25 protein-coding genes and 1 pseudogene are annotated in these 26,045 nt (G+C 62.5%); 12 read left to right on the top strand and 14 right to left on the bottom strand.

Annotated elements, in window-relative coordinates; genetic code table 11:
- Position 1: 1 nt before the first annotated feature.
- The 11 genes from Q0071_RS15735 to Q0071_RS15685 all read right to left on the bottom strand — a co-directional run bounded on the left by Q0071_RS15735 (position 2) and on the right by Q0071_RS15685 (position 8,793).
- Positions 2-523 (bottom strand): S26 family signal peptidase, encoded by a 522-nt coding sequence (locus Q0071_RS15735; protein ID WP_253185917.1) that lies wholly within the window; start codon positions 521-523, stop codon positions 2-4.
- The gene (locus Q0071_RS15730) at positions 510-1,094 is read right to left on the bottom strand and encodes a TrbI F-type domain-containing protein (protein ID WP_083554914.1); all 585 of its coding nucleotides are present in this window, start codon (positions 1,092-1,094) and stop codon (positions 510-512) included. The genes Q0071_RS15735 and Q0071_RS15730 overlap by 14 nt, the downstream gene beginning before the upstream one ends.
- Positions 1,091-1,444 (bottom strand): hypothetical protein, encoded by a 354-nt coding sequence (locus tag Q0071_RS15725; RefSeq protein WP_072383910.1) that lies wholly within the window; start codon positions 1,442-1,444, stop codon positions 1,091-1,093. Before Q0071_RS15725 ends, Q0071_RS15730 begins: the two co-directional genes overlap by 4 nt.
- Positions 1,441-3,987 (bottom strand): type IV secretion system protein TraC, encoded by a 2,547-nt coding sequence (traC, locus tag Q0071_RS15720; protein WP_072383909.1) that lies wholly within the window; start codon positions 3,985-3,987, stop codon positions 1,441-1,443. Before traC ends, Q0071_RS15725 begins: the two co-directional genes overlap by 4 nt.
- Before the next feature lie 6 nt (positions 3,988-3,993).
- On the bottom strand, positions 3,994-4,668 hold the full coding sequence (locus Q0071_RS15715; protein WP_298171462.1) for a hypothetical protein: 675 nt from the start codon (positions 4,666-4,668) through the stop codon (positions 3,994-3,996).
- Positions 4,665-5,501 (bottom strand): DsbC family protein, encoded by an 837-nt coding sequence (locus Q0071_RS15710; RefSeq protein WP_298171459.1) that lies wholly within the window; start codon positions 5,499-5,501, stop codon positions 4,665-4,667. The genes Q0071_RS15715 and Q0071_RS15710 overlap by 4 nt, the downstream gene beginning before the upstream one ends.
- A 10-nt stretch (positions 5,502-5,511) precedes the next feature.
- On the bottom strand, positions 5,512-6,804 hold the full coding sequence (locus Q0071_RS15705) for a TrbI/VirB10 family protein (protein WP_039330809.1): 1,293 nt from the start codon (positions 6,802-6,804) through the stop codon (positions 5,512-5,514).
- Positions 6,805-6,809: 5 nt separating this feature from the next.
- The gene (locus Q0071_RS15700) at positions 6,810-7,610 is read right to left on the bottom strand and encodes a type-F conjugative transfer system secretin TraK (RefSeq protein ID WP_298171454.1); all 801 of its coding nucleotides are present in this window, start codon (positions 7,608-7,610) and stop codon (positions 6,810-6,812) included.
- Entirely contained in the window at positions 7,607-8,170 is a 564-nt protein-coding gene (locus Q0071_RS15695) for a type IV conjugative transfer system protein TraE (protein ID WP_292944124.1), read from the bottom strand. Before Q0071_RS15695 ends, Q0071_RS15700 begins: the two co-directional genes overlap by 4 nt.
- A gap of 1 nt (position 8,171) precedes the next feature.
- Positions 8,172-8,456 carry a type IV conjugative transfer system protein TraL gene (gene traL / locus Q0071_RS15690; RefSeq protein WP_039330815.1) on the bottom strand — a complete coding sequence of 95 codons (285 nt, stop codon included), beginning with the start codon at positions 8,454-8,456 and terminating at the stop codon, positions 8,172-8,174.
- 85 nt (positions 8,457-8,541) lie between these two features.
- Positions 8,542-8,793: a hypothetical protein gene (locus tag Q0071_RS15685; RefSeq protein ID WP_231729329.1), complete on the bottom strand. Its 252-nt coding sequence runs from the start codon at positions 8,791-8,793 to the stop codon at positions 8,542-8,544.
- Between the two features lie 422 nt (positions 8,794-9,215).
- Between Q0071_RS15685 and Q0071_RS15680 the strand changes: the two genes are divergently transcribed.
- The 3 genes from Q0071_RS15680 (at position 9,216) to Q0071_RS15670 (ending at position 10,554) form a co-directional block, all read left to right on the top strand.
- The gene (locus Q0071_RS15680) at positions 9,216-9,590 is read left to right on the top strand and encodes a hypothetical protein (protein WP_298171445.1); all 375 of its coding nucleotides are present in this window, start codon (positions 9,216-9,218) and stop codon (positions 9,588-9,590) included.
- Positions 9,591-9,635: 45 nt separating this feature from the next.
- Positions 9,636-10,130, top strand: a complete 495-nt coding sequence (locus tag Q0071_RS15675; RefSeq protein WP_217373643.1) for a hypothetical protein — start codon at positions 9,636-9,638, stop codon at positions 10,128-10,130.
- Positions 10,131-10,278: 148 nt separating this feature from the next.
- The gene (locus Q0071_RS15670; protein WP_298171442.1) at positions 10,279-10,554 is read left to right on the top strand and encodes a hypothetical protein; all 276 of its coding nucleotides are present in this window, start codon (positions 10,279-10,281) and stop codon (positions 10,552-10,554) included.
- Here Q0071_RS15670 and Q0071_RS15665 read toward each other — a convergent pair.
- Positions 10,534-11,388, bottom strand: a complete 855-nt coding sequence (locus Q0071_RS15665; protein ID WP_298171439.1) for a lytic transglycosylase domain-containing protein — start codon at positions 11,386-11,388, stop codon at positions 10,534-10,536. The two genes, Q0071_RS15670 and Q0071_RS15665, sit on opposite strands and share 21 nt — an antisense overlap.
- Before the next feature lie 1,084 nt (positions 11,389-12,472).
- Between Q0071_RS15665 and Q0071_RS15660 the strand changes: the two genes are divergently transcribed.
- The 3 genes and pseudogenes from Q0071_RS15660 (at position 12,473) to Q0071_RS15650 (ending at position 18,069) form a co-directional block, all read left to right on the top strand.
- Positions 12,473-13,696, top strand: a complete 1,224-nt coding sequence (locus Q0071_RS15660; RefSeq protein WP_298171436.1) for a TolC family protein — start codon at positions 12,473-12,475, stop codon at positions 13,694-13,696.
- Positions 13,693-14,847, top strand: coding sequence for an efflux RND transporter periplasmic adaptor subunit (locus tag Q0071_RS15655; RefSeq protein WP_292944700.1), 1,155 nt, complete (start codon positions 13,693-13,695; stop codon positions 14,845-14,847). Before Q0071_RS15660 ends, Q0071_RS15655 begins: the two co-directional genes overlap by 4 nt.
- A pseudogene (locus tag Q0071_RS15650) lies at positions 14,844-18,069 on the top strand (CusA/CzcA family heavy metal efflux RND transporter). The gene Q0071_RS15655 and the pseudogene Q0071_RS15650 overlap by 4 nt, the downstream one beginning before the upstream one ends.
- Positions 18,070-18,121: 52 nt before the next feature.
- Here the strand turns inward: Q0071_RS15650 and Q0071_RS15645 are convergent.
- The gene (locus Q0071_RS15645) at positions 18,122-18,529 is read right to left on the bottom strand and encodes a helix-turn-helix domain-containing protein (RefSeq protein ID WP_292633077.1); all 408 of its coding nucleotides are present in this window, start codon (positions 18,527-18,529) and stop codon (positions 18,122-18,124) included.
- A gap of 72 nt (positions 18,530-18,601) precedes the next feature.
- On the opposite strand from Q0071_RS15645, the gene Q0071_RS15640 reads away from it, so the two are divergent.
- A complete protein-coding gene (locus tag Q0071_RS15640) occupies positions 18,602-19,252 on the top strand; it encodes a cation transporter (RefSeq protein WP_292633126.1) in 651 nt (216 codons plus the stop codon).
- Positions 19,253-19,419: 167 nt separating this feature from the next.
- On the opposite strand, the gene Q0071_RS15635 is transcribed toward Q0071_RS15640, so the two are convergent.
- The gene (locus Q0071_RS15635; protein WP_292633079.1) at positions 19,420-19,614 is read right to left on the bottom strand and encodes a hypothetical protein; all 195 of its coding nucleotides are present in this window, start codon (positions 19,612-19,614) and stop codon (positions 19,420-19,422) included.
- A 119-nt stretch (positions 19,615-19,733) separates the two neighbouring features.
- Between Q0071_RS15635 and Q0071_RS15630 the strand changes: the two genes are divergently transcribed.
- Genes Q0071_RS15630 through Q0071_RS15610 form a run of 5 tightly spaced genes read left to right on the top strand, consistent with a single transcriptional unit; the run spans position 19,734 to position 26,038 of the window.
- Entirely contained in the window at positions 19,734-21,092 is a 1,359-nt protein-coding gene (locus tag Q0071_RS15630; RefSeq protein ID WP_292633081.1) for a TolC family protein, read from the top strand.
- Positions 21,092-22,249 carry an efflux RND transporter periplasmic adaptor subunit gene (locus Q0071_RS15625; RefSeq protein ID WP_292633129.1) on the top strand — a complete coding sequence of 386 codons (1,158 nt, stop codon included), beginning with the start codon at positions 21,092-21,094 and terminating at the stop codon, positions 22,247-22,249. The genes Q0071_RS15630 and Q0071_RS15625 overlap by 1 nt, the downstream gene beginning before the upstream one ends.
- Before the next feature lie 3 nt (positions 22,250-22,252).
- A complete protein-coding gene (locus Q0071_RS15620) occupies positions 22,253-25,510 on the top strand; it encodes a CusA/CzcA family heavy metal efflux RND transporter (RefSeq protein WP_292633083.1) in 3,258 nt (1,085 codons plus the stop codon).
- A complete protein-coding gene (locus tag Q0071_RS15615; RefSeq protein ID WP_366886621.1) occupies positions 25,507-25,779 on the top strand; it encodes a DUF190 domain-containing protein in 273 nt (90 codons plus the stop codon). Before Q0071_RS15620 ends, Q0071_RS15615 begins: the two co-directional genes overlap by 4 nt.
- Positions 25,664-26,038 (top strand): hypothetical protein, encoded by a 375-nt coding sequence (locus Q0071_RS15610; RefSeq protein WP_292633086.1) that lies wholly within the window; start codon positions 25,664-25,666, stop codon positions 26,036-26,038. The genes Q0071_RS15615 and Q0071_RS15610 overlap by 116 nt, the downstream gene beginning before the upstream one ends.
- Positions 26,039-26,045 lie beyond the last annotated feature (7 nt).

Here is a 26,045-nt window from a genome sequence, read left to right as displayed (position 1 = left end):
CTCACAGGATTGCCCTTCCGGTGCCAACCAGACGGTCGCGGCAGACAAAGCCGATATGCGCGTAGCGGCTGTCGAACCCGTCCTTGTGCGAGGTCGCTGCAAAGATGCAGCCCTTTGGCACTATGCCCAGAGGGCCTGCCTCGAGCGCGTCGCCGCGCTTGGTCACAGGCTTCAGCGATGCAACCAGCTGACCATTGACCAGAACGTCTGCGCCCCGCCGCGTCACGACGTCTCCCGGCAAACCGACCGCGATCTTCGCAAAAGGAGGCGGGTTGGTACCAAAGTACTTGGTCGTCACCCGGTCATGGCCCGGATGAAAGATCACGTAGTCGCCGCGCTTCGGGAAGCGGCCGCTCTCCACCAGGAAGGCCCAGTTTGGAAGCGAGTCCGAAGCATTGACCATGAGGGCGTGCGTTCCGCTCCACCGGGCCAGCGCACTGAAGCCCATCGCGAGGGAGCTCAGCACGGCGATGACCGCGAGCTTCTGTACGAGCGAAAGGCCCTTGGAATCAGCGCGCTCCACCACCCTGCCCTCCGCCATTCGCGGCCATGAAGGCCTGCATCTCGGATTCGACGCGGGCCGCATTTGCAGCGGAGCCCTTTGGTCTCACGCCCGATCCCATGCCCTGCATCGCTTGAGCGGGCGTCGGCCGCGGGACCTTGGCATAAACGGCAGCCTTCACGCTTTGCGTCACGTCCGGCACATTGCCGCCAACGATGGCCTCGTGAACCAGCACGACTTTGCCGCTCTTGGAGAGGCTGGCGACAGTTTCATCGAGCGCCGCCATGAAGACAGCCGTCTCGCGTGCAGCCGTCGTTTCGTCCGCGCTAGAACGGGACTGCGCCTGCAGATATTCGCCGATGATCCCCTGAAGCTGCAGCTGGACGAACTCCTGCCTCGAGTCCGGCGAAGCTGCGATGTTCCGTGTCACCCAGGCGCCCCAGATGAACATGGCGATGCCGGCTACAAGCAAGACCAGTTCCCGCGTCGACATGCCGGCAAAACGGCGTCGCATGAGCGTTCCGGTCGGTTTTCGCGCCGCTGTCGAGACAGCCTCGTGGGCCGGTGGCAGCTCATCAAACAGATCTCTCATTGATCCTCTCCCCCAGTAACAAGAGGCACGGTAAGGGCAGCGCGAAGGCTCGCGCGGCGGAAAAAGGCGGTGAGCGCCACGACAGTCGCGAAGATGGCCAGCACGAGGGCCTCGAATTCACTCTGTCTGGCAGGGCCAGCTGCTGCGAACCGCGATGCGAGGTTGCCGAGCTGCAGCATCAGCCCTGCAAAGGTGAAACTGCCCAGCGCAACGAACACGAGCAGCCCCGTGCCGAGCGCCGCGAGCAAGGTCGTCGCGCCCCACCCTGCGAGGCGCAGGGCGACAAGCAGCGTGTCCTGGCCGCGCTGGACAAGATCCGCCCTCTGCCCAGTACGAGGCAACGCGATCATTCCGCCGCCTCCGCTTGCTGGTGTCCCTCAGGAAATGCGACGGCCTCGATCGCGTCGTGCATCGCCATCCCGCGCTCGATGTTTGCCTCAATCCGCGCGAAGACGTCGGGGCTCGATGAGTAGAGTGCTGCTGAATAGCGGTCGAGGACGAGCCGTCCGATGCTTTCGGTATCGGGCCCGCGGATGAAGATATCCGAATAATCGGTGCCATTGCGCTTCAGCGAGCGCAGCAGCGCCTCGGTAAGGTTGTCCATCTCGAAGCGATCCGAGTTGCGGAAGTCCGAGATGGTCTCGCCCTTTTGCTGGAGGATCAGGAACCAGTCAGAGTTTTCGAGCGCGGCCCGCGAGCCTTCCGACTTGTAGTAATCGTGAATCGACTGGGTGGCCGTGATCAGCGCCCCGCCGTACTTTCGGCACGTGCGCGAATAGGTCTCGACGAAGTCGGCCATCGCACCGCCCTTGAGCATCTGCCAGGCCTCATCGATGATCAAAGGCTTCGGCGTCGCGCGGTCCATCCGGCGCATGACCTGCGAGGCGATGAACATGATCGACGTGAGAACAACGCCGCGCAGCTCCTCGCGGGTCGCAAGATCAGAGAGCTCGAAAACCGTCAGATCAGCGGACAGGTCAAGGTTGGCATCGCCCAGAAAGAAGCGGCCGAAAGTGCCCTTGGCCGCGAACGGCAGGAGCGAGGTTGCAAGATCATAGGCACAAGGGTGCCGGGCCTCCCCGAGCGCCGCGATCACATGGTCGACAGTCCCGTCACGGCCATGCTCTTGCCAGACGAGGTTGACCGCCTGGTCGATAAGCCCCCGTTCGGTGTCGTTCAGCCGGGTCTCATTGCGCGCCATCTGGGCGATGATCGATTTGAGCATCGCGAGGCAGTCGACCAGATAGTCATCGTCCTCGCGCGCAAGATGCTCATCGATCATCCGGAACGGGTTGATCGAGATGCCCGAGGACAGCTTGAACTCGGTGAACGTGCCGCCAAGAGCCTTGGCCATATGCTCGAAGCTGCGGCCATCGTCGATCACGATGGTCTTGGCTCCAACCCCTGCAAAGCTCGCTGTCAGATCCTGGAGGAGAACCGATTTGCCCGAACCGGACTTGCCTGCAATCGCAACATTGTGATTGCCGGCAGTATTCTGGAACGGCGACCAGAACTGCGGTTGACCGCGCCTGCCAATGAACAGCAGATGCGGAATATTCCCCCCGACATACTCTCCCTGGATCGGCGCGATCGCTGCAACATTGGCCGAGCGCATCGTCCGCAGGCGCTTCATGCGCTTCAGATCATGGTCGAGCCCGTCGGCAAGCAGCAGCGGGAAGTGCGCCATAAAGGCGGGCAACTGGATATGGGTCTCGTCGATCAGGTCCCATCCCGTGGCCTTGTAGAGCGCTTTCAGCGTGCGCTCGCAGGGCTCGCCCCGGCCCTTGGGCGCGATGATCGAGACGGCATAGTAGCAGGAGACCAGCTTCTCGCCCTGCTTGACCCTGTCGGCCACGAACTGCCATTCGGCGGCCTCGGTGCGCAGCTTGGGGACGAGCTTGACGCCCTTGCCATCGGCCAGCGATGTCGTTCGCGCGAACTTGTACCCTGCCCTTGCCTCCGAGGATTCCGGGCCCGGGATGATCCCGCAGACCGTCTGAAGCACCGGGCAGGGAAGACTGAGCTTGGGATTGAAGATGTCGCCGATGATCTTCTGGGTATCCCAGGGTGCCCAGCGATCAGGGAATCCTCGCACGGCCATGGTACGGACGTCGAACCGCTCGGGCACAAAGTCCTTCAGTTCGGGGACACCTGATGCGACCGCCCCCGTCGGCCGCAGCGATTGAGCATGGAGGACAAGGCGGTCCTTCTCGACATGCGTCACCAGGTCGCGCCGGACACATTGCTCGTTGATCGGATCGAACCGGTTGTAGTCAGGGACCTCGTCTCCGGCACCGTTTGATGGCGCGAGGATCTCGTCGAACAAGCGGATGAGATCGATCGGCGCGAACTGCCGGACCGGAACGTTGATCGATTCCAGCGCCGAAATGATCCCGTCGCGCATCGTGACGAGGTCATCATTGGTGAGACTGGACGCTTGCCCAATGCCCACCGACATCACGACACGAAAATTGCGCACGAAAAATGGTCCATCGCTCGCGAGCGTTGACCAGGCACCGCCAAGCAGTTTGTCGAGGCGGTGGCGTGCCAATGTCCGGAAGACGCCCGAAGCCGTGAAGCGGGGCAGCGCCCAGGCCTGCAGCATCTCGGCTACCCTGGGACTTGAGAAGTTGGTCACGCTGAACCGCGTTCCGGGCTGAAGAATATCGGAGAAGATCGTGCCGATGATCTCACTGACCCGGTCATTCGCGCCCACGAGCGGTGCAAGCTCAAGAATGAAGCCCTTCGAACGGACCTGGTGGAAGATGCGCTTCTCCTCGTCGAAGGAGCGATAGCCGAGAAAATGCGACAGCATCGGCACATCAGGCGCGCGGGCGCTGCGCTCCGGCTTGCGGCTGTCTCCCACAACGAGATCGACGAGCGAGCCCAACATCGCGCCTTACTCCACGACGCCGCTGAAAGCGGCAGGCTTGGGCCGGGCGCGGGATCCCTTGGCAGAAAGCCGCTGCGCAACCTCCGCCTGAATCTCGGCGATCGGATTCTTCGCGTCGGCCGTGGCGACCTCAGTCCCGGCCGCGCCCTTGCGAGGATCGGGCTTTGCGTCGCTCCCCTCCGGCAACGCCGCGAGCAAAGGCGGAGCGCTTTCTGCTGCGGCAAGAAGACCGCGACTGCGCGCAACCTTCGGACCCCGCTGAGCAATCTGTTCCATCGCGTCCCCGCGTCCGGGAAGCAGTGCTTCGGTGCTCACGACCCGGCGCGCATGCGTCGTGCCGCTGGCATCGGTGAAACCGGGGAAGACCACAGAGAGTTGATAGCGCGGGGCGCTGCGCGCCAAAGGCACCGCACTTGCCAGATGCGTGTCGTGGACAGGCGCATCGATCCCGTCATCCATCCGGTAGGGGCCGGCGGGATTGAGAAGGTCGGCCGAACTCGTCTCTTCGATCCGGGCAAGCGCAGTATCGTCGATCACGGACGATGGGGCGCAGATGCCGTCGGGCGCATTGCAGCGGAAGTTCGCGCTGACATTAGTCCCAAGCGTCGAGCAACCCGACAGCAGGCCCCCGAGGACCGCAGCGACCATGGCAGCTTGCGAACGCAGATTTCTGTGCATCATGATGCTTTTCCTTCGATCCAGCTGAGCAGAAAGTCGCGCGGGCGGTAGCCGTGGAGAACCGCGCCATCTTCGCGGACGATGACCGGCGTCCCGCTGAAGCCGTGCTGCCTTGCGAAGGCCTCGTTGGCATCGAGCCCGCTGGTGTCACACGATCCTGCAGATGTGACCGCCCCGCCCTCGTACGCCTGGGTTACTGCCCGGCGCCGGTCGGGTGCGCAGATCACGGCCTCCGAGATTGGCCTTGTGCCGAGCACCGAGATCGGGCGCTCGATCACCTTGACATTGAGGGTCCCCAGCGTCTCGTGAAGCCGCTTGCAGTAGCCGCAGCGAAAGTCGCTGAAGACCGTTATGGTCCTGGTTCCACGGCCCATCACGATGCTGCCGTTCTTCGGCAAGGTCGCAAGGGCTGCCGGATCAATCCGGGCATCGGTTGCTGCTGACGGCGAACCAGTAGCGCCTGCCTGCGGCTTGGCCTCGGGCTCATCGCTTGCACCGGCACCGCCGACAAGCATGTCAGGGTTCATCTGGAGGAGACGGGCAGCCGTGAGGTCCTGTTTGGTCTCCATGTCGTAGACGCGCCCGATAATCAGGTAGCGCGCGCTATGGTCGATGTAGAACAGGTTCTGGCGGGCCTGGATCTCGCAGACGCCGTCGATGGACTTGCAGTCGATTGATGTGATCTCGGTCTTGGGCAGGCGCTTGGTCAGCGCTGCCTGGATCGAAGCGGGGTCACTCGCCGCCGAGGCATGAGCAACGGCCGCGATCGCGGCTAAGCCACTGGCTGCCAGTCCTCCGGCTGCCGCGATCTGCCATGTCTTCCATTTACGCTCCATGGTGGTCCCCTCAGTTTCTGATGAAAGTGCCGTCGAGGAAGACGACCTCGACTGCGGCCCCGGTGGGCATCTCGACAACCGGCTGATATTGCTCGGCGCGCTCGATGAGATATTCAGAGACCGTAGTGCCGGCCTGCTGTCCGCCGCCGCCCAGGGCACGCAGCCCGATTTCGCCAGCGCCGGGGGTCCGTCGGCCCTCGCCCGCGATGATCGGCTGATTGAACCCTTCACTGAGCGCGTTACCGACGCCGCTCACGAGACCTGCCAGAAAAGCCTGGGTGGTCAGTGAGCCCTCGCGGCTAACCACGCGGCCGCGCACGCCCACTTTGCCGCCGAACGCGATGAACCCCTTGACCTCCGATACCGCAAAGCGGCCGCCCGGCTGCGCGCATGTCATACGCTGCAGCTTCACATAGACCTTCTCCGAGGAGAGGTCCCCGTAGGCTGCTCCGTTGACCATGCACCCCTGCACCCGGGTCGCGAGGAGCTTCCCATCCCCGTAGACCGAGCGCGCGGGCCCGGTGATCCGGAGCAGGACGGGGAGCGGATCGCTCTGGCTGCGCGTATTGGTCGTGGCATCGACGCCGACCACCACCGTTGCCTTGGCAATCGAATTCGGGGGCAGATAGTTGGGCGAGTCCGTATAGACGGCGGGCGACTTTGTCGGGTCGATACGCGATGCCGTCCCGCTTGCTGACGTGAACGAGACCATCTGGACGTCGCTACCGCGGCGCACGGGCGGGGCTTCTGCCGCTCCGGCCTCTGGTGACGCCGGCACGCCCATCTCGCGGGCCGCCGCGACAGGTCCTGGCGCTGTCGGCCGCGCGTTGCCCCTCTGGACTTGCTGGCGCAGTTGCTCGTTCTCGCGCTCGTAGGCTTCAAGGACACGCTGGCCATCGCGCGCCATGGCCGCATTTTCGCCGCGCAGCGCCTCGATCTCGGATTGCATCTGGGCGAACTGCGCGCCCTGCGCCTCAAGGCCCTTGAGACGCACGTCGGTCGAGTTCATCTCGCCCTCGTACATCGCGACCCATTCCTGATCGACGCGCTGCCGGTTCAGAAGTGCATCGGTCGAGACAGTTGTCTTGGCCCCCTTCTCCGTCGCCTCTTCGATGGTCTCCTCGGTGTCGAGGACATACATGGCCCCAGCCACCGCGATCACGCCGGCAAGACCGAACATCAGCATCTTCTGCCGCTTCTGGACCAGTGAGTTCTCTGCAATGGCACCACTCGCATCGAGGGTGTCATGTTCCTCAGCCTCGCTGGCATCGAGGTCCTTGGGTTTGCGCTTGAGGAAATCCATCTGACTTACCCTCCTGACGGTACGACGACGTAAGCGGCGGTGGCCTGGCCGCTGGCGAGGTTGGGATTGGAAATGCTGACCGCGATCGCGCCGTCTCCGGCGATGATCTCTTCCTTGAGCGTCATCGGCTCAGAGCCATTGTTCTCGATGCGCAGGACCTTCCCGGTCATGGCCGGGCTGCGATACTCGCTGACCAACTGGACCTTGAGATCGCCGACATTGACCGGGGCACGGGCAGCATCGCTGATCTCGAAACCCGCAACGCGGCGCTGCTCGAACATGGCCCGGACGAGCGAGACCGCACGGTCATCGAGCGTTGCAGAGGCCTCGATCGACTGCGGCGCACCCTGTGGGTTTTCGAGATCCGCATTGGCGATGAAGACCTGCAGCGCCGCTTCACCCGATACCTCGCAGTCGAACTTGTAGACGAAGCCACGGCGCGTCGTCCCGAAGAACGAAATCTTTCGCTTGGAATAGCCGTCCGGAACGGAAAGATAGATGTCGCCGCGGGTCGGCTCGTGCACGATCGAGAAGTCTTCCTGCGGAACACCCGCCTGGACACGCGAGACCGAGACGAACTGGTCATCCTTCAGCGAAATCCGGGTAAGGTCCGACTTCGACGCCTGGCAGCGCACCTCGCCATTGTCGGCTGCCAGAATATGCTCGTCGGCGAGAGCCGGAACGGCGGTCAGAGCGAGCGCACCGCCGACCAGTACGACCCCGCACAAGCGAAGGAGCTGGCAGTCAATGCGGGAAGCGAGGACGCTGCCGGTCGCAATCAGCAACGAAGGCACAATCGGGTTCATTGTTCCTGCTCCTTCTTGACGACCACGCCAAAGCCCTTGAGGCGGAGCGAGACGCCGGTGTGCTGCCAATGGAATTCGAAGATCTTGTGTTCGCGGCGGACGTCGCGCGATCCGACGATCGTATGGAGCACGCCGCCGACCTGACTGGTCAGGTTCTCGGGGTCCGTGCGGATCCAGTCGATCGTGATGAACTGGGTGACCTGCGAGTCCTGTTGCTCATCGATGATCTTGAGAAGGTTGGCCTTGAGCGGACCGCGCGCCTCGGGCGCGGCAATCGCAATGAGCCCGTCGAGCCAGTACTGCAGGTTCTCAGGTGACCGATTGAGCGCAAGCTGTGCCGTGTCGCGGGTCACCGCCTCGAGATATTCGGGGCTGACCGCCGCTGAGCTCAGCACCATTTCGCTGGGGAGGATCGGCTGAAGGACAACCTCCCGGTCCCGCGTCGTTGCCGCGACGAACATCACCAGCACCAGGGCGCCCAGAATGATGCAGGCCAGAGCCAGAATGTTGCGCTGCTTGAGGGTCCGCTGCGACGCCTCGTGTGCGAATGAAAGTTCCATGTCAGCCCGCCATCACACGCAAGTGGGAAGGCGGAGCGACCTTCAGACCGAAGAATTCACCCGGCAAATGCCAATAGGCAAAATGCAGGACCCAATACATCGAGCGCCCAGCTTTGAGTTTGCGGTACCCAAGCCATGCAGCAACGGCCAGAAGCAGGCCTATGACAACATGCTGCGCCAGAATTCCCCAGGTGAACGGGATCACCAGCACGAGGAATTCATCAAGCGACCAGAACCCGATCAGTTCGGGATCGTCGAGATGCTTTGGGATGGAATACTTGTCCAAAGATCGTCTCCGCCAGAAAGGTTTGCTGCCATTCCCATGCGGGTGATGGAGCAGCGCCCCCGTTCGCGATGACCTGTGCTCTTGCTCAGATCGTCGCTGTGACCGTGGAAGTGACGATCGGCACGCCGGTGCCAGCGCCCACGCCGACGCCGACGGGGATCGCGACCTGGCCGAGCGAGAAACGCCCGCTGGCCATGGCAACGATGCCGCCGGCGAGCGAAAGCACCGTGATGATCCGTCCGCCCGACCCCTGAAGGAAGCCGGTGAACCGCGTGAGCGCCGTATTGAACGTGGCATCCGTGCCGGCCATGGCAGCTTCGATACCGAAGACGCTCATGGCGGCGGCGACAGCAAGGGCGACGGCGAACGTCCCCCCTGCCTGCTTGAGATCGTGGACCTTCATTGTCTTCCCCTTCTGGTTGACCAAATGACGCGGTGCGTCGTCACCAAAGGGGCCGCAGCCGAAAGGTTTTCTCAATCACTGTTGTGTAGAGCGAAGTCGGAGAAGTCCGCGAATCACTGTTTTTGATGCCAGGTGGTCCGATTTTTGATACCGGGTGGCTCGATTTTTAGGACCACGTGGTCATGGATTCAGGACCACGTGGTATCACCAGCACGCCACCCTGGTCCTGAATCCATGACCACGTGGGTCTGTTTCTCATACCACCGGTCCGAATCGTTGCAGCCGCTCGGCGAGGCGATAAGGAACCGACGCCAAGGGGCCCCGATCAGTAGCGAACAATGGCGGGAGGAAACGCAATGGCCAGCGGAAAAGAGGTCGTCCACGAACTGCTGGTGAGTCGGGATGCTTTTGTGATCATTGCGGACGCCATCAAATGGCTGACAATAGAACGGTCGAAATTTCAGCGCCTTAGAGATGTGATCACAGATGTGATCCGCGCCCCAGATCTTTCCAATCAGGAGTTGCTCGCCGCATTCAACCGGCACCGGCCCTGCGATGGGCGGGTAAGGATCTATCTCAGATTAAGCGGCGCTCTGAATGCCGAATTTGACACCCTCAAGGCCCGCCTCGGAGAAGTCACGGGAGACCAGTGCGGTGTGCGTGAGACGGTGATCTTCTGCGCCCTCGCCATCAGTCTGCGCCAAATTTCTCTTGCCAACGCCGCGTTTTAGAATTCACATCATGCAGTTGCATAGGGAGAATTGACGGAGGCAAGGATGGGTCAGGGGGCGAACCCAAACGAGCGCAAGAGCTGTCATAAGCTGCAAGCTGAGTACGCCGATTTGATCAAGTACCAGATGAACCGGCAGGGCGTCAGTCTCCGTAAGCTTGTCGATGAGGGGATCATCAAGAGCAGCCACCGCAGCGGTCTGTTCGAGCGCATCGCTGATGGCAGTGTGTCGACAGCCGAGTTTAATCGGATCAACGAACGGCTTGGCATCGATCCCGTCAGAGCAGCGATCGCTGTCCACTGCTTTGTCAGCCCAGAGTCCTATGAAGACCCCTGCTGCGAAACCTCTGCCCAACTTGCCATTGCTCTGGCGCTCCAGCTCAGCGAAGAGATGGCCGCGTGCGATGGGACTTTTGAGCCGATCCGCGAAGCCCTTTGCCACGGCATCGCGCAGCGCACCTCGAGCGCTATAGCCAGGCACCATACAGCGCTAGAAGCACGGCGGCACGACCCTGCGCTGTTTGACCGCTCATTCGGCTGAGCAAGCGAACTGCAGCATCAGCCAAGCGCCCACGCTTAGCAGAAGCGTCGCAGATCCATTGGTGATATGGTCACACAGCTTGGAACATGTTCGCCGCCAAGCTCGCGTTGCGGAGCAATCGGCTCGAGGATCAGGGACCAGTCTGCCGGTGAAGCAAGAAGCGCTCATTGCCTGGACATCGCTCTATATTGCGGTCGGCATCATGGCGCTGATCTGCGCCGCACTTTCGACCTTCGTGACCCTCAATGACTGGCGCACTGGCCGATGGGCTCCGCCTCGCGCCAGCACGCTCGACAAGGCATTGCTAATTCCGAAGCTATGGCTGCGCTGGCAAGCCAACTATCTCACAGGCACACCGGTGATCCTGGCCATCAGCCTGTACTATGCCTCCACCATCGGCTTCTCAGTTTTCTGGGACATCTGACCGTCCAGCGAACGCGAGAAGGCTGACCGACCTGAAGGGGTTCTCCGCTCCAAGTCGGGCAAGCGAGACTGGCGCGGCAGTGCCGCCGCTGAGCGACGCAAGTATGGTGCGGACATAGCTCCGCGTTTCAGCAAAGGGCGGAACTCCGCCATGCCTGTCGACGTTGCCCGGACCCGCATTGTACGCAGCCAAAGCAAGATGCCACGAGCCATAGCGATCGAGCTGCTCACGCAGGTAACGCGCTCCCCCGCGGAGGTTTTCGACAGGGTCCCAAGGATCTGAAACGCCAAGATAGCTTGCGGTCCCCGGCATCAGTTGTGCCATGCCCATCGCACCGGCAGGACTGCGCGCAAAGGGCTGGTAGCGGCTTTCATGAGCAACGAGCGCGTCAAACAGCCGCACAGGAACGCCGGCTTCGCAAGCTGCTGCAGCGACGTGGCGGAAATAGAGATGGCGGCGCAATTGGGCCAAATCGGACAGGTCATAGCGCGGGAAATAGCCTCCAGAGAGGCAATCGGGATCTGGCCCGAAGTCGGATGCGTTCACCCGCGTGGGAATGACGGCAGAGCTTCCGCGTCTCATCCAGGACGGGATGTAGAACAACGGCGTCGCGGGGCTGACAGGCGTGATCGCCTCCCCCGTAAAGGCAGTCGTTTCACTCTCGGGAACGAGCTGCTTCACCTCCGGCTGCGCGGTCGGGCTTTTGACAGCCATTCCGGGCACCAGGAGCGAGAATTCGGAAGCTGTGCTGCTCGAGAAATCTTCAAGCTTGGCCTCTTGGCCTGCCGCTTGGGAGCTAAGCGCGATAAGCGCTGCGCTGAGGTAGAATTTCATAACCACACCTTTCGGCATGGCTTGGGAACCGCAGAGATAGCTTACCCAGCATGAAAAGCGAGAGCAAGTATGCTTTGCAGCTACGGTAGAACTTTGCCCGCCACGTCACTTTCTCGCCCTGCTTGACAACAAACGCTCTCAGCGCATTTCTAACCCTGCCTGCTTCTATGCCATAAGTTTTTACCAGTTGTGGAGATCAAAGATCAAGAACTCTAACTTAAAACGATCTCGTTTTCAACACATAAATTGGAATGAATCAATCAATTCTGAACTATTCTGATATGCTCGAGCTTGGTAACTTCACTCTATAGCAGATATCTCTCAGATATCAGGAAGCTACCATCGGGCTTATGTCAAGAACTCCGGGAAGTATTTGGATTGTTGTTGAATTAAAGAATGGTTAATATTGACTAGCCACATGAGTACATCACGCGGCCCGGTCGAAATCGATCTCATCCGCGCGGTGATCATTACGAGGCACAAGCATATGCTTTCGTCAGAGAAGACTTCGATCAGCTTGGGCTCCGGCAATAGCGGCCGCTGGACCACCATGATCGCTACCGAGCGGCGCGCTTGTGGGTCGACCGTGTTTCCGATAAATTTGATTGAGTGTTGGCTCCATCGATCAGATTGCACACTTCCGTGCGGGCCTTCGGTAGCCAAAAACTTATCGTGCTAACGGCCATTCTGGCACTTTTTGGGATGGTTTCGCTGACCACATGGCATGACGTCGAAGGGCACGTCCAGGGTCCTGACCAGGTAGCCACCACAGATCGAGATCATCCGGATTACACTCCGGTCGAGCGGCCGGACACGGCCGATTTGATCCATCTTGCGGCTCACGCAGTGCTGCAGACCATCGTTGTGCCTTCACCACTTGTGGTCGCGGCATTCATGAAGCCAGTCTCCGAAATCTGGACAATTGCGGCAGCCAAAGCGGCCCGCCCTATAGCTCCCTTGGCTATCCTGCGACCTCCGCGAGGCTGACCCGACGCGCATAGCGCGTGCCGTCATTGCAGCCTTTTCCGGGGATGAGATTATGAGAGCCTTTATGGGCCGGCTGCCGCGTCGCGTGGTGTCCGGCATGATGGTGGCGACGTGTATCGCGGCGCTGTGCGGACCCACACAGGCGCAAGTGGCGCCGCCGTTCGCTACACTTCTGCGGCAGACCGCCGACGCACCCCGACGGGTCGAAAGCGAAGCCGATATTCGTCGGTCTGAAGGCCTTGCGCGCCAAGCCCGCGCGCGGCCCAATCCGAGCGTCAGCATTCTCACCGAGAATGTCGCGGGATCCTCGCCTTCTCGCGGGGTCGATCGCGCCGAGACAACAATGCAATATAGCCAACCGCTGGAAATCGGCGGCAAGCGTTCGGCGAGGATGGCAGCCGGAGAAGCAGGGGTCGTCGCGTCGCGCGCCCGCGATCGGGATGCAAAGATCCGCTATGCTTATGATCTTGCATGCGCTTATGCAGCGGCGGAAGTAGCGGACCAGAGGATGCTTCTGGCCGAAGGCGAGGTCGAGCAGGCGCAGAACATTGTGCGGGCCGCTCGCGCCCTGGTCGATGCAGGCAAGGAAGCGCGGCTCCGCGCTCTGCAGGCTGAAACCGCGCTAAATGCAGTCAGCGCCGATCTCGAGGGGGCAAAAGCGGATCGCATTGCGGCCTATGCACAGCTCTCTGCGCTCCCCGGCGTCGAGGAGACCTTTACTGGATTGTCAGAGTCCCTGCTGACCACGCCCGTTTTGGCACCCGCTTATGGTCCGGTCGATCCGATGACGAGTTCGTCCTATCTCGCGGCTCAGGCGGAGCGAGAGGCCGCCGAGCGACGTTTGGCTGCTGAACAGAAGCGGGCAATCCCCGATGTCACAGCGATCGTCGGGGTACGGCGTCTCGATTACGAGAATGCAACCGCATTGACCGCAGGGGTCTCGATCCCGCTTAGCATTTTTGATCGCAACCGCGGTAATATCGCCGCCTCGCAAGCGGAGGCACAGGCCGCCGCCGCCAGGTTAGCCATGGCGCGCAACGATGCAATTGCCGACGCCCGGGCGGCACAAGCGCAGACGGTTGCCGCACAGTCGCGGGTTGCCGCTGCAGAAGCGGCGCAAGGCACTGCGGAAGAAACCTACCGCCTCGCACGCATTGCCTATGAAGCCGGCAAGTCCCCGCTCGTCGAATTGCTGAATGCCCGTCGCGGCCTCGGAGAGGCGCGAAGCATCGTCCTCGACGCCCGAGTCGCCCGTTTCGAGGCGCGCGCGCAACTCGCTCGCCTTCAGGGCCGCACCCTTTCCGGAGATGAAATCCAATGAACCCCGAACGCAACACGCTGTATGCCGGGGCCGCGATCGGTCTCGCCCTCGCCGCCCTTGCCGGTTTCGGCGTCGCCCGTCTGACCGGACCCTCCGCACCGGTAGAGGAGACGGTAGCAACGGCCTCCACCACTTCACCCGACACCCTCGCGATCACGCAGGACGGTATCAAGATTTCGGGGATTCGCGTCGCGCCAGCGGCCGCCGGTTGCGTCGCCAGCATCATCCTCGCCAGCGCCACCGTCGAAGCAACGCCCGACGCCGAAGCGGTGCTCACCGCCCGGGCAGCCGGCACCGTCACCCGCATCTTCAGGCGGATCGGTGATCCGGTCAGGGCAGGCGAAACGATCGCCTTGGTCGAGAGCCGCGATGCGTCAGCTATTGCAGCCGATCGCAGTGCCGCTGCCGCGCGGGTTACGCTTGCAAGCCGACAGTTGGCGCGAGAACGCACTTTGCTCGCGCAGGGCGTGTCTCCGCGCGCCGACTATGAGACAGCCGAGGCTAATCTCGCGGTAGCCCAAGCAGAAGCGCGCCAGGCAAGCGCCGCAGCCAGTGCGGCAAAGGTATCGGGCGATGGCAGGTCGGTTGCGGTGGTCAGCTCGATCTCTGGCCGCATAACGTCCGCCCCCGTCAATCTCGGCGCGTTCGTCCAGGCCGAAACCGAGTTATTCCGGGTCACCGATCCGCGTAGCCTTCAGATCGAGGCGAGCGTGCCGGCAGCGGATGCGTCAGGCGTGAAGGCGGGGGACAGGGTCGAGCTTACGACAAAGGACGGGCAGAAGGTCGAAGGCCGGGTTCGCTCAGCAACAGGCGTGATCAACCCGCAGACGCGGCAAGCAACGGTGGTCGTGACGCCGAGCGGTGATGCGGGTCTGATCGTTCCGGGCCAGCTCGTCCAAGCGCGTATCTTCGCCAGCGGCGGCGATGCGGCATTGGGGGTTAGCGTACCGCAGGATGCGGTCCAGACGATCGGGGATCGCACCGTGGTGTTCGTGCGAACCCGCCAGGGATTTAGAGCGCAGGCAGTCCGCGTTGGCACGCGCAGCGGCGGCATGGTCGAGATCGTCTCCGGCCTCCCTGCAAACACGATGGTCGCCACCACCAACGCCTTCCTGCTCAAAGCCGAGCTCGGCAAGGAGTCGGCGGAATGATCGCGCGGATATTAGGGCTCTCGGTCAGAGCGCGATGGGCTGTCGCGTTCATCACCTTCCTCGTCGTCATGTTCGGCGCCTGGCAGATCACATTGCTACCAATCGACGCGGTCCCCGACGTCACCAACCGCCAGGTGCAGATCAACAGCTTCGTACCCACCCTTGGCCCGGTCGATATGGAAAAGCAGGTCACCTTCCCGGTCGAGACCGCGCTTGCCGGCATTCCCGGTCTGCAGATGACCCGCTCGCTCACGCGCAACGGATTCAGCCAGGTCACGGCCGTCTTCAAGGATAGCACCAACATCTATTTCGCGCGTCAGCAGGTGACCGAACGGCTCGCCCAAGCCAAGGACAGTCTGCCCGCCGGTGTGCAGCCCCAGCTTGCGCCGATGACCACGGGGCTTGGCGAGATCTTCATGTTCAGCGTCGCATTCGAACATCCCGACGGCAAGGGTGTGAAGGTCGTCGATGGCCAGCCTGGATGGCAGTCCGATGGTTCCTATCTGACGCCCGAGGGCGAGAAACTGACCACGGCGGTCGCCAAGGCGGCTTATCTGCGCACGGTCCAGGATTGGATTATCCGCCCGCAGATGCGGACCGTTCAGGGCGTCGCCGGAGTCGATTCCAACGGGGGCTATGTGAAGCAATATGTCGTCGAGCCCAATCTCACGGCGTTGGCCTCCTACGGTATCCCGGTCACGGAACTGGCTGATGCGCTCGAGAGGTCGAACCTGTCGGCAGGCTCTAACTACGTCCGCCGTGCCGGCGAATCCTTCCTCGTCCGGGCCGACGCGCGGTTGCGTTCAGTCTCCGACATAGAGGAGGCGGTCATTGCCACACGCGCCGGCGTTCCGGTGCGCGTGAAGGATGTCGGCCAGGTCGTCATCGGTGGCGCGGTGCGTACCAGTTCGGGCAGCGTTGGAGGATCGGAGGCAGTCATCTCGACGATCTTGATGCTGACTGGCGAGAACAGCCGCATTGTTGCCAATCGCGTCGCCGACAAGCTGGTCGAGATCGACAAGGCGCTGCCGCCGGACGTTGTCGCAAGCCAAGCCTACAACCGCTCGAAGCTCGTGAATGCGACCATCGCCACTGTCGAGAAGAACCTGATCGAAGGCGCGTTGCTGGTCATCGTCGTTCTGTTCCTGTTGCTTGGCAACATCCGCGCAGCTCTCATTACGGCGGCCGTGATCCCGATCACCATGCTGATGACCGCAGCGGGCATGAACGAACTGGGCGTTTCGGGAAATTTGATGAGTCTCGGCGCGCTCGACTTCGGCCTGATCGTCGATGGCGCCGTCATCATCGTTGAAAACGCCCTCCGGCGCCTCGCCGAACGACAGCACAAGGAAGGCAGGCTGCTGAGCCAGCTCGAACGTCTGACCGAGACCACCTACGCCGCGCAGGAGATGGTCCGGCCGACCGTCTATGGCCAGGCGATCATCTTCCTTGTGTTCATACCTTTGCTCACCTTCCAGGGCGTGGAAGGCAAAACGTTCGCGCCGATGGCCATCACTTTGATGCTGGCGCTCGCTAGCGCGTTCATTCTTTCGATCACGTTCGTACCGGCGATGATCGCGCTGCTGGTAACCGGCAAGGTCAGTGAGACGGAGGTCAAACCGATCCGCTGGTTCAAGGAGAGATATCAGCCGGCGCTCAACCGCGCCGTCGCGCGGCCAATGCCATTCATTCTCGGCGGAGCGGGCGTGTTTGCGATAGCAGCTTTGCTGTTCGGCACGCTTGGGCAAGAGTTCATGCCGCAGCTCGACGAGAAGGACATCACTGTCACCAACTTTCGTATTCCGTCCGCCTCGATCGACCAGTCGACGGCGATGCAACTCCAGATCGAAAATGCCCTCAAGACGATGCCAGAGGTCGCGCTGGTATTTTCAAAGAACGGCAATGCCGATCTTGGTACCGATCCGATGCCGCCGAACGCCTCGGACACCTATGTCATCCCCAAACCGGAGCAGGAGTGGCCCGCCGAAGTCAAATCCAAACAGGATATTCTCCGACGGATCGAGGAGCGGATGAAGCCGCTGATCGGCAACCGCACGGAGATCCAGCAGCCCATCCAGATGCGCTTTAACGAGCTGATCGCTGGCGTCCGCTCTGATGTTGCGGTCAAGCTCTATGGCGACGACCTCGATGCCATGAGCGAGGCGGGAGGCCGCATCGCGACCGCGCTGCGGACAATTCCAGGCGCGGCTGACGTGCAGGCGGAACAGACGTCGGGCGCGCCGACCTTCGACATCAAGGTCGATCGCCAGGCTGCAGGCCGTTTCGGCCTGTCGGTCGAAGAGGTCGCGGCGACGGTTGCGGCTGCCTTGGGAGGACGTGAAGCCGGCATGTTATTCGAAGGGGACCGTCGCTTCGATGTCGTGGTGCGTCTCCCCGACGCGCAGCGCGATGATATCGAAACGCTGGGCTCGATCCCGGTCATGTTACCGTCCAACGGTGCCGGCAACGCGCGTTCCATCCCGCTCAGCGAAGTGGCGCGCTTCACCTACACCGAGGGCCTCAATCAGATCAGCCAAGAGAACGGCAAGCGCATGGTTGTCATTCAAGCCAATGTGCGTGGCCGCGATCTCGGCGGGTTCGTCGCTGAAGCGCAGGCAAAGATCGCTGATGTGACGTACCTTCATCGAGTGGGGCGGCCAGTTCGAGAGCCTTCAATCCGCTTCCGAACGATTGGCGATCGTCGTGCCGATCTGCTTCATCCTGATCTTCGCGCTGCTCTACATGGCGCTGGGCGGTGCCTGGCCGGCATTGGTCGTGTTCACGGCCGTTCCTATGGCCCTGGCCGGCGGTGTGTTCGCCTTGGCAATGCGGGGGATACCTTTCTCCATCACCGCATCGGTCGGGTTCATTGCGCTTTCGGGGGTCGCGGTCCTCAACGGACTGGTGATGATGAGCGCGATCCGCAAACAGCTTGACGACGGCGAAGACATCGACGGAGCCATCATTGGCGGCGCGATGGAACGTGTACGGCCGGTTTTGATGACGGCTCTGGTTGCGAGCCTCGGCTTCATCCCGATGGCGCTCGCTACCGGCACCGGAGCGGAGGTACAGCGGCCGCTGGCCACTGTGGTGATCGGAGGCCTTATCACCTCGACGGCGCTGACGCTGCTCGTCCTTCCGGCAATCTCGGCGCTCATGTTCCGAATATTGGCAAAACGGACGGCTGCCAAAGAACCTTCAACCCAGCTGGCGGACGCGTAATTGGCAAGCCGCCACAGCGAAGCTCACAGGGGGGGCACAGACCCCCCAATTGCTACACCCGTCGGCGATCAGATGCACCCGACGACAACGCGTCGATCAACCGGCAATCGGCGATTGTCGTGGCGTCGCAGCGACCCCATCTGGCTATCTCGTCGCGCAGGGCATGCAGGTCGGCGAGCTTGCGATCGATTTCCGCGATGTGCATCACGGCCATCGCGTCGACCGCATCGCATGATCCGCGAGGGTCATCCGCCAAGCGCAGAAGGTCACGAACCTGATCGAGCGTGAACCCAAGATCGCGTGACCGCTTGATGAACGACAAACGATCGAGATGCGACTTATCATAAAGTCGATAGTTGCCGCCGCTGCGGAGCGGCGCTTCGACCAATCCTTCGGCCTCGTAGAAGCGAACGGTCTCGACCTTCAATCCGGTCCGCTTTGCAATGTAGCCAATCTTCACGGCAAAAACCCTTGACCCTCTAGTGACATGAGGGTTCATATAGAGGGTCTGACACGGGAATCGAGTGAAATGGTGGCGGACGACTGTTGTTCCAGAAAAGGCGATACGATCGCGCAGCTCGGCCAAAAGGCCGATCAGCGGCGTGTGCTGATCATCGTCATGACCATCAATTTCGTGATGTTCGTGGCCGAGTTTGGCGGCGGCGTCTTCGCGCGTTCGTCCGCGCTGATGGCGGACTCGATCGACATGCTCGGCGATGCCGCTGTTTATGCGCTCAGCCTCTACGCTTTGACCCGCGGGCCTCGCTGGGAAGCCGGAGCCGCGCTCGTCAAGGGCGGCATCATCCTCTTCTTCGGCATCGCGGTAGTTGTCGAGATCATCGACAAGATGGTGAACGGCGTACCGCCCTCGTCGACCCTGATGCTCGCGTTCGGTAGTGCCGCGCTCGTCGCCAATCTGATGTGCCTCTCCATGCTGTGGCGGTTCCGGTCCGAGAACGTGAATATGGCGAGCACGTTCGAATGCTCGCGCAATGATGTTGCATCCAACATCGGCGTGCTGATCGCGGCCGGGCTGGTGGCGGCGACCAGCGCAGCATGGCCGGATATCGCGGTCGGTGGAATCATCGCGATCATCTTCCTGCGATCAGCGTGGCGGGTGCTGGCAAAAGCGATTCCGGCGTGGCGCGAAACGCGCTCGGTCTCGCCCGAGATTTTGCGGTGACCACTTCATTTTCTTCATGGCGTGTGCGGGACTATCCCGCGATCCGCTTTGCTGTTAGAGCATCGTGTGTGCGACGTCTGCTGATCATCCTTGCTTGCTTGGTTGTCCTCTCCTTGGGGACGACGGCGACAGCGCACGTGCTGGAACGGCCGGAAGTCAGCGTTTTATCAAGTGTGACAGGCGTTGACGAAGTGGCTCCAGGTCATGTGCCTGGAGACGCCGATCAGGTGCCATCCGATGGCGACAAAGGCTATCCTCACCATCACGGCGGTTGCCACGGCGACCACGTCGCAGCGCCGGTTAAGGCCAGCAATGCCGCACTCATGCGCGATCAGCGGCTCGCCCCTATCGTCGCGAGTCACTCCATGCGGCCACTTTCTACCGCCGACCCGGCGCTAAGGCCCCCGCAAGCCTGACGATCCGCTGACCCCGCCGGCCAAGGCCGTGCGGGGCGAACTCGGTTCGTCAGGAGTCATTATCTATGTATCGCACAATCGCGGCCGTTATGGTCGCGGCGACCTTGGCCGGTACGGCCGAGGCGCAGACAACACCGCCGCCCGGCGTCCCGGCGGCGACCACTTCGTCGCAAACGGCTGATGCGTTCTCGCTCGAGAATGCCCTTGCTGCTGGCGGCGTGCCATCAGCCCCAACGGCGGCCATCAACAGCGGCATAGCATCGGAGCCAAGAGGCATCACTTTGGCACCCCTTCCTTCGGTCGCGGCGGCTACAGCCGGCGTTGACGCCGCGACCGCGGCGCGGCGCGTTGCCGCCGTGCGCCCAAACCCCGAGGTGCAGGCGCAGGTCGAGAACATCGCTGGCAGCGGCGTCTACAGGGGTCTGCGGAGTGCCGAAACGACGGTGGGTGTCTCACTCCCACTGGAGTTGGGAGGCAAGCGGCCGGCACGTGTCGCGTTGGCGACTGCGCGGCTGAGCCGTGCACAGCTTCAGGTTGAAATCGCGAGAGCGGATCTCCGCTTGCGGATTACGCAGCTCTATATCGAAGCCGCAGCTGCCGAACGCCGCGCCGAGGTGCTCAGCGAACAGGCCGGAATCGCCAACAACGCGTTCCGCGTGTCTAGCGAGCGCGTCAAGGCCGGCGACGTCGGTCCCATCGAGCAACAGCGCGCCGACGTGCTGCGCATCAACGCGCGGGTTGCGGCCGACAGCGCTGCCCGGCAGGCACAGGCGGCACGAACCAATCTTGAAACATTGCTTGCGACGCCAGTGACCGGGCCGCTCGATCGCGCCTGGTTCGAGCGGATCGATGACTATGGGCCACCGCGTCCGGTCGATGTCGAAGCGACGCTCGCGCTCGCTGCAGCGGAAGCTGATGTTCGCACCGCTGAAGCGCAGGTACGCGTCGCACGATCGCTGCGCGTACCGAACTTGACTGTCAGCACCTTTGCCCGCCGCTTGGAGGCGACAAACGACACCGCCGCTGTCGTCGGTATCGCAATCCCGATCCCGTTCTTCAACAATGGTAGCGCCTTTGTCGCGCAATCCCGCTCCGAACAGACACAGGCGATTGCGCTGCGCAATCTCGCGGTGGTCGATACGCGCCAACAGATTGCCAGCGCACAAACCGAGGTCGCAAATGCTGCTGCGACCGCGCGAGCGGCAGGCGGCCCGGGCCTCGCCGCCGCGCAGGAGGCCGCCCGTATCGCCCGGATCGGTTGGACGCAGGGCAAGTTCGACCAGATCGCGCTTCTCGATGCCGAGCGCACGCTTTCACAAACCCGCCAGACATACGTCGATGCGCTTGCTGCGTATCACGACGCGCGGGCTAGGCTCGATCGGCTCGCGACGCCGGCCCCTGCAACTTCCGGAGATGATCGATGATGTTGGATAAGCGCCTTTTAGGAGGCGGCGCGATCGTCGCGATTGTCGCTGCACTTGGCGGTTTCGGGATCGGACGCTGGACCGGAAACGCACCCGCCGCAACGGAAGCAACAAGCGGCAATGCAGTGGCGGGGCAAGTAAAGGCCCCTGATACGGTGGTGATAAGCGCGCAAGCAGTTCGGCAAGCCGGCATCACCACAGAGACGATCAAGCCCGGAGGGCTCGACGCGGAAATTGTCGCGCAGGCGACCGTCAGCGCATCCCCGCAAGGAGAGGCGATCATAACTGCTCGGGCAGGCGGCGCGGTCACGCGGCTTCTGAAACGGCTCGGCGATCCCGTGCGTGCCGGGGAAACGCTCGCAGTCGTTGAAAGCCGCGACGCGGCGCAGCTTGCCGCCGATCGCACCGCTGCCGCTGCCAGATACAGGCTTGCGCAAAAGGCGCTCGCGCGCGTGCAATATCTGTTCAGTCAGAAGGTTTCTGCACGTGTCGAACTGGAACAGGCGGAAGCGGAGGCTGCATCGGCCGCCGCAGAGGCGCGCCGCGCCAATGTGGCGGCAGGCGCAGCGCGCGTGACGCCGGACGGTCGCGGCGTTCTGGTGTCGAGCCCTATCTCGGGCCGTGTTACCTCAGAGAATGTCAGCCTCGGCGCCTTTGTCCAGCCTGAGACCGAACTGATGCGCGTCGCGGATGCGTCGAAGATCCAGATAGAAGCGTCGGTCGGTCCAACTGAGGCGCAGCGGCTCTCGCCAGGTGATCGAGCGATCATAGAATTGCCCGATGGTCGGACAGTGGAGGCAAAGGTGCGTGCCGTCACGCCGGGACTTGCCAACGATACGCGTCTGGCCACCGCAGTCCTCGATGTACCCGGGGCGCTTCAGCCGGGCCTCGCGGTGCGGGTCCGATTGCTGCCAAGCCGTGCGGGCACGTCCAGCGGGATGGTGGTGCCGGAGGATGCGGTGCAGACACTCGAGGGACGCGACGTCGTATTCGTGCGGACTGCACAGGGCTTTACGGCTCAGACCGTCACGATCGGGCAGCGCAGCAACGGCCGCGTCGAAATCCTGAAGGGCCTCGCCAGCGGCAGCCAGGTCGCAACCAGGAATGCATTCCTGCTCAAGGCCGAACTCGGCAAGGGTGCGGGTGAGGAAGAATAGACCATGATAGCCAATCTCATGGCGCTCTCCGTCCGCGCACGATGGACGGTTCTGGCGCTGTTCCTCGTCATTGCCGGACTTGGCGTGTGGCAGCTTACAAAGCTACCGATCGACGCGGTGCCCGACATCACCAACAAACAGGTCCAGATCAACACCATTGATCCGCGGCTCTCGCCAGTCGAAATCGAGAAACTCGTGACCTACCCGGTGGAGATATCACTCGCCGGCATTCCCGGGCTGGAGACGACGCGCTCCATCTCGCGCAACGGCTTCAGCCAGGTCAGCGCGATCTTCACCGATGATACCGACCTCTATTTCGCGCGTCAGCAGGTCGGCGAGCGCCTGCGACAGGCGACGGAGAACCTGCCCGTTGGTGTCCAACCTCAGATCGGGCCAGTGACGACCGGTCTCGGCGAGATCGTCATGTATACGGTCGGCTTCGCCAATCCGGACGGCAAGGGTGCGAAGAAGGTCACGGGTCAACCGGGCTGGCAGCCCGATGGCAGCTATCTGACGCCAGAAGGCGAACGGCTGACTGATCCGATCACCAAGGCGGGTTATCTGCGCACGGTACAGGACTGGATCATCAGTCCGCAGCTCAAGTCGGTCGGCGGCGTCGCCGGCGTCGATTCCATCGGTGGGTTCGCCAAGACCTTCGTCGTCGCGCCGGACCCCGTAAAGCTGGCGAGCTTCGGCATTTCGTATAGCGAGTTGGGGCAAGCGCTCGAAAACGCCAACCTCGCGGTCGGTGCCAACTACTTCAACAAGGGCGGCGAAGCCTATCTCGTGCGTGTCGATTCCCGCGTGCGGACGGTCGACGAGATCCGCAACGCAGTCGCTGCGACTCGGGGCGGCACGCCGATCACGATCGGCCAGATTGCCGACGTCCGGATCGGCGGCGATCTGCGCACCGGCGCGGGCAGCATGAATGGCCAGGAAGCGGTCATCGGCACAGTGTTGATGCTGATCGGTCAGAACAGCCGAGTTGTCGCCGAAGAGGTGACAGCCAAGCTCGATCAGGTCGCCAAAACCCTTCCCCCGGGGATTGAGGTCAAAGTCGTGCTCAACCGGGCCAAGCTGGTCAGCGCGACGGTGGCGACGGTCCAGCGCAACCTCACCGAAGGTGCCATCCTCGTTGCAGCGGCGCTGTTCCTGCTGCTCGGCAATTGGCGTGCCGCTGTCATCGCGGTTCTGGTCATTCCGTTTTCGTTCCTGATGATGGCGATGGGGATGAACGCCTTCAAAGTACCGGGCAACCTCATGAGCCTGGGGGCGCTCGACTTTGGCCTGATCGTCGATGGCGCGGTCATCATTATTGAAAACTGCCTCGCCAGATTGGCGCATCGACAGGAAAACGAGGGGCGGCTCCTCGCTTTGAGGGAACGGCTAGAGGAGACGATGCGGGCCGCGCAGGAGATGATCAAGCCGACCGTGTTCGGCCAAGCCATCATCCTGCTCGCGTTCGCGCCCCTGCTTACCTTCACGGGTGTCGAGGGCAAGACGTTTTCGCCGATGGCGATCACCATCATGCTCGCACTGTTGGCGGCGTTCGTTCTGGCAATCACGCTGGTGCCGGCCCTGGTCGCCATCATGATCCGGGGCAAGGTCGCCGAGAAGGACGTGTGGCTGATCCGCAAGTCGAAGGAGCGGTACTTGCCGCTCCTCGACAAGGCGATTGCGCGGCCGTGGCCGTTTATCCTTGGCGGGCTTGCCTTCTTTCTGGCAGCAGTCCCGGCGTTCGGGCTGCTTGGCTCCGAGTTCATCCCTCAGCTTGACGAGAAGAATCTCGCAGTCGCATCGACCCGCGTGCCCTCGGTCAGTCTCGAACAGTCGCTTGCCATGCAGCGCAGCGTCGAGGCGGCGGTGAAGCGTTTGCCGGAGGTGGAGACGATGTTCTCCAAGACCGGCACCGCAGAAGTCGCGACCGACCCGATGCCGCCGAACGTCTCGGACGGCTTCGTCATCCTGAAACCACAGGAGGAATGGCCCGACGGCGTGAAGACCAAGGCGGACGTGATCGCCCGCATCGAAAAAGCGGGGGCCAGTCAGCTCGGCAACCTCTATGAGGTCAGTCAGCCGATCCAGCTTCGCTTCAACGAGCTGATCGCCGGCGTGCGCGGCGATGTCGCGATCAAGCTCTACGGCGATGATCTCGACAAGATGACGCAGAGCGCAAACGAGATGGTCCGCATTCTGCAGGGCATCCCGGGTGCGGCGAGCGTCAAGGCCGACCAAGTGGGCGGTGCGCCGACGCTCGATGTGAAGCTCGACCGCGCGGCGATCGCACGGCTCGGCCTCACGGTTCGCGACGTGTCCGACACGATCGCCGCGGGCTTGGGCGGGCGTGAATCGGGGCTGGTCTACGAGGGCGATCGTCGTTTCGACGTCACCGTTCGCGTCCCCGATGCGACCCGCGCCAACCTCGACGACATTCGCTCGATGCCGGTGCTGCTGCCCGAAATCGAGGGTAGGGCGCGCGGCCAGGTGCCACTCGCGCAGGTCGCGCAAATCCGGCTGACCGAAGGTCTGAATCAGATCAGCCGCGAGAACGGCAAGCGTCGTGTTGTCGTCCAGGTCAATTTGGGCGGGCGCGATGCAGGGTCGTTCGTGGCCGAGGCGCAGGCGAAGATCGCGCAGCTCAAGCTGCCGGCGGGCTACTACCTTGAATGGGGCGGTCAGTTCGAAAGCCTGCAGGCGGCGTCCGCACGGCTGTCGATTGTAGTGCCGCTATGCTTCTTGCTCATCTTCGGGTTGCTCTACATGGCACTCGGCGGGTTCGGCAGGGCGGCGTCGGTGTTCCTGGCGGTTCCGCTGGGGCTTGCAGGCGGCGTGTTCACCTTGCTGCTGACCGGCATCAACTTCTCGGTGTCGGCGGCGGTCGGGTTCATCTGCCTTGCCGGCGTGGCGGTGCTGAACGGCCTCGTGGTGATGTCCGCAATCCGGGAGAGCAGCGAAGCCGGGATGCCGGTGGTGGAAGCGATCCGCCACGGCATGGCCGAGAAGATGCGAGCGGTCATCATGACCGGGTTCGTGCCCGCGATCGGCTTCGTGCCGATGGCGCTCGCCCACGGAACCGGCGCGGAGGTGCAGAAGCCCCTCGCCGTCACGGTGATCGGCGGTCTCGTCGCCGCCACCATCCTGACACTGTTCGTGCTGCCCGCGATTGCCAAGGTCATCCTCGGGCGAACCGAGCGTCAGAATGAGCAAGGGGCGAGCACGCCGCATGGCGATGAACCCGGCCCCCTGAACGGAGAAGCATGATGGGAGAACCGGCCCGGAAACTGCTGCGGATCTATATAGATGAACCTGCCTATGTCGGCGATCGCAAGGTCTTCGAGTATGTCGCCTCGATGGCGCAAGATCGGAAGATGGCGGAATTTACGGTGCTTGAAGCACTGATCGGGAGAGGTACAAATGAAGCCCTTGCGGATTGGGATCGCCAGCCTGTGCATTGTGTTGGTGTCATCGGGTTGTTCAGAACAGCCTCGCAAGGAGGCACCTACCGAACAGGAGATCCACGCGAGCGATAGCGGGGACGGGAGCGGAACGCCGGGACGTCACCCGTATCAGTGCGATGATAATCGCGCGCTCCTCATCGACTTCAAGAATGACGGCCTGGCGCTCGAACTGCGCCGCGATGCGAAGGCGGCGCCGATCGTCCTGACTGCGCCGGCACCCGGGCTGCAATATGTCGGCGACACGATGAGCGCTACCTTCTCAGGCAACGAAATCAAGATCGAGGAAGCGGACAAGCGTTCGGTCCTGTGCAGGAAGGCAACCAGCTTGTGACCAACCA

It is taken from the genome of Novosphingobium sp., from assembly GCF_027486195.1.
Lineage (GTDB): Bacteria > Pseudomonadota > Alphaproteobacteria > Sphingomonadales > Sphingomonadaceae > Novosphingobium.
Note: the sequence above shows the minus strand (reverse complement) of the source record. Positions and strands in the feature narration are given on the sequence as shown.

Bases quoted from the DNA above. Each gene is read 5' to 3' on its own strand.
- Q0071_RS15730 (WP_083554914.1), bottom strand. From the start codon at position 1,094: ATGAGAGATCTGTTTGATGAGCTGCCACCGGCCCACGAGGCTGTCTCG.
- Q0071_RS15725 (WP_072383910.1), bottom strand. From the start codon at position 1,444: ATGATCGCGTTGCCTCGTACTGGGCAGAGGGCGGATCTTGTCCAGCGC.
- traC (WP_072383909.1), bottom strand. From the start codon at position 3,987: ATGTTGGGCTCGCTCGTCGATCTCGTTGTGGGAGACAGCCGCAAGCCG.
- Q0071_RS15715 (WP_298171462.1), bottom strand. From the start codon at position 4,668: ATGATGCACAGAAATCTGCGTTCGCAAGCTGCCATGGTCGCTGCGGTC.
- Q0071_RS15710 (WP_298171459.1), bottom strand. From the start codon at position 5,501: ATGGAGCGTAAATGGAAGACATGGCAGATCGCGGCAGCCGGAGGACTG.
- Q0071_RS15705 (WP_039330809.1), bottom strand. From the start codon at position 6,804: ATGGATTTCCTCAAGCGCAAACCCAAGGACCTCGATGCCAGCGAGGCT.
- Q0071_RS15700 (WP_298171454.1), bottom strand. From the start codon at position 7,610: ATGAACCCGATTGTGCCTTCGTTGCTGATTGCGACCGGCAGCGTCCTC.
- Q0071_RS15695 (WP_292944124.1), bottom strand. From the start codon at position 8,170: ATGGAACTTTCATTCGCACACGAGGCGTCGCAGCGGACCCTCAAGCAG.
- Q0071_RS15685 (WP_231729329.1), bottom strand. From the start codon at position 8,793: ATGAGCGTCTTCGGTATCGAAGCTGCCATGGCCGGCACGGATGCCACG.
- Q0071_RS15680 (WP_298171445.1), top strand. From the start codon at position 9,216: ATGGCCAGCGGAAAAGAGGTCGTCCACGAACTGCTGGTGAGTCGGGAT.
- Q0071_RS15675 (WP_217373643.1), top strand. From the start codon at position 9,636: ATGGGTCAGGGGGCGAACCCAAACGAGCGCAAGAGCTGTCATAAGCTG.
- Q0071_RS15665 (WP_298171439.1), bottom strand. From the start codon at position 11,388: ATGAAATTCTACCTCAGCGCAGCGCTTATCGCGCTTAGCTCCCAAGCG.
- Q0071_RS15660 (WP_298171436.1), top strand. From the start codon at position 12,473: ATGATGGTGGCGACGTGTATCGCGGCGCTGTGCGGACCCACACAGGCG.
- Q0071_RS15655 (WP_292944700.1), top strand. From the start codon at position 13,693: ATGAACCCCGAACGCAACACGCTGTATGCCGGGGCCGCGATCGGTCTC.
- Q0071_RS15630 (WP_292633081.1), top strand. From the start codon at position 19,734: ATGTATCGCACAATCGCGGCCGTTATGGTCGCGGCGACCTTGGCCGGT.
- Q0071_RS15625 (WP_292633129.1), top strand. From the start codon at position 21,092: ATGTTGGATAAGCGCCTTTTAGGAGGCGGCGCGATCGTCGCGATTGTC.
- Q0071_RS15620 (WP_292633083.1), top strand. From the start codon at position 22,253: ATGATAGCCAATCTCATGGCGCTCTCCGTCCGCGCACGATGGACGGTT.
- Q0071_RS15615 (WP_366886621.1), top strand. From the start codon at position 25,507: ATGATGGGAGAACCGGCCCGGAAACTGCTGCGGATCTATATAGATGAA.
- Q0071_RS15610 (WP_292633086.1), top strand. From the start codon at position 25,664: ATGAAGCCCTTGCGGATTGGGATCGCCAGCCTGTGCATTGTGTTGGTG.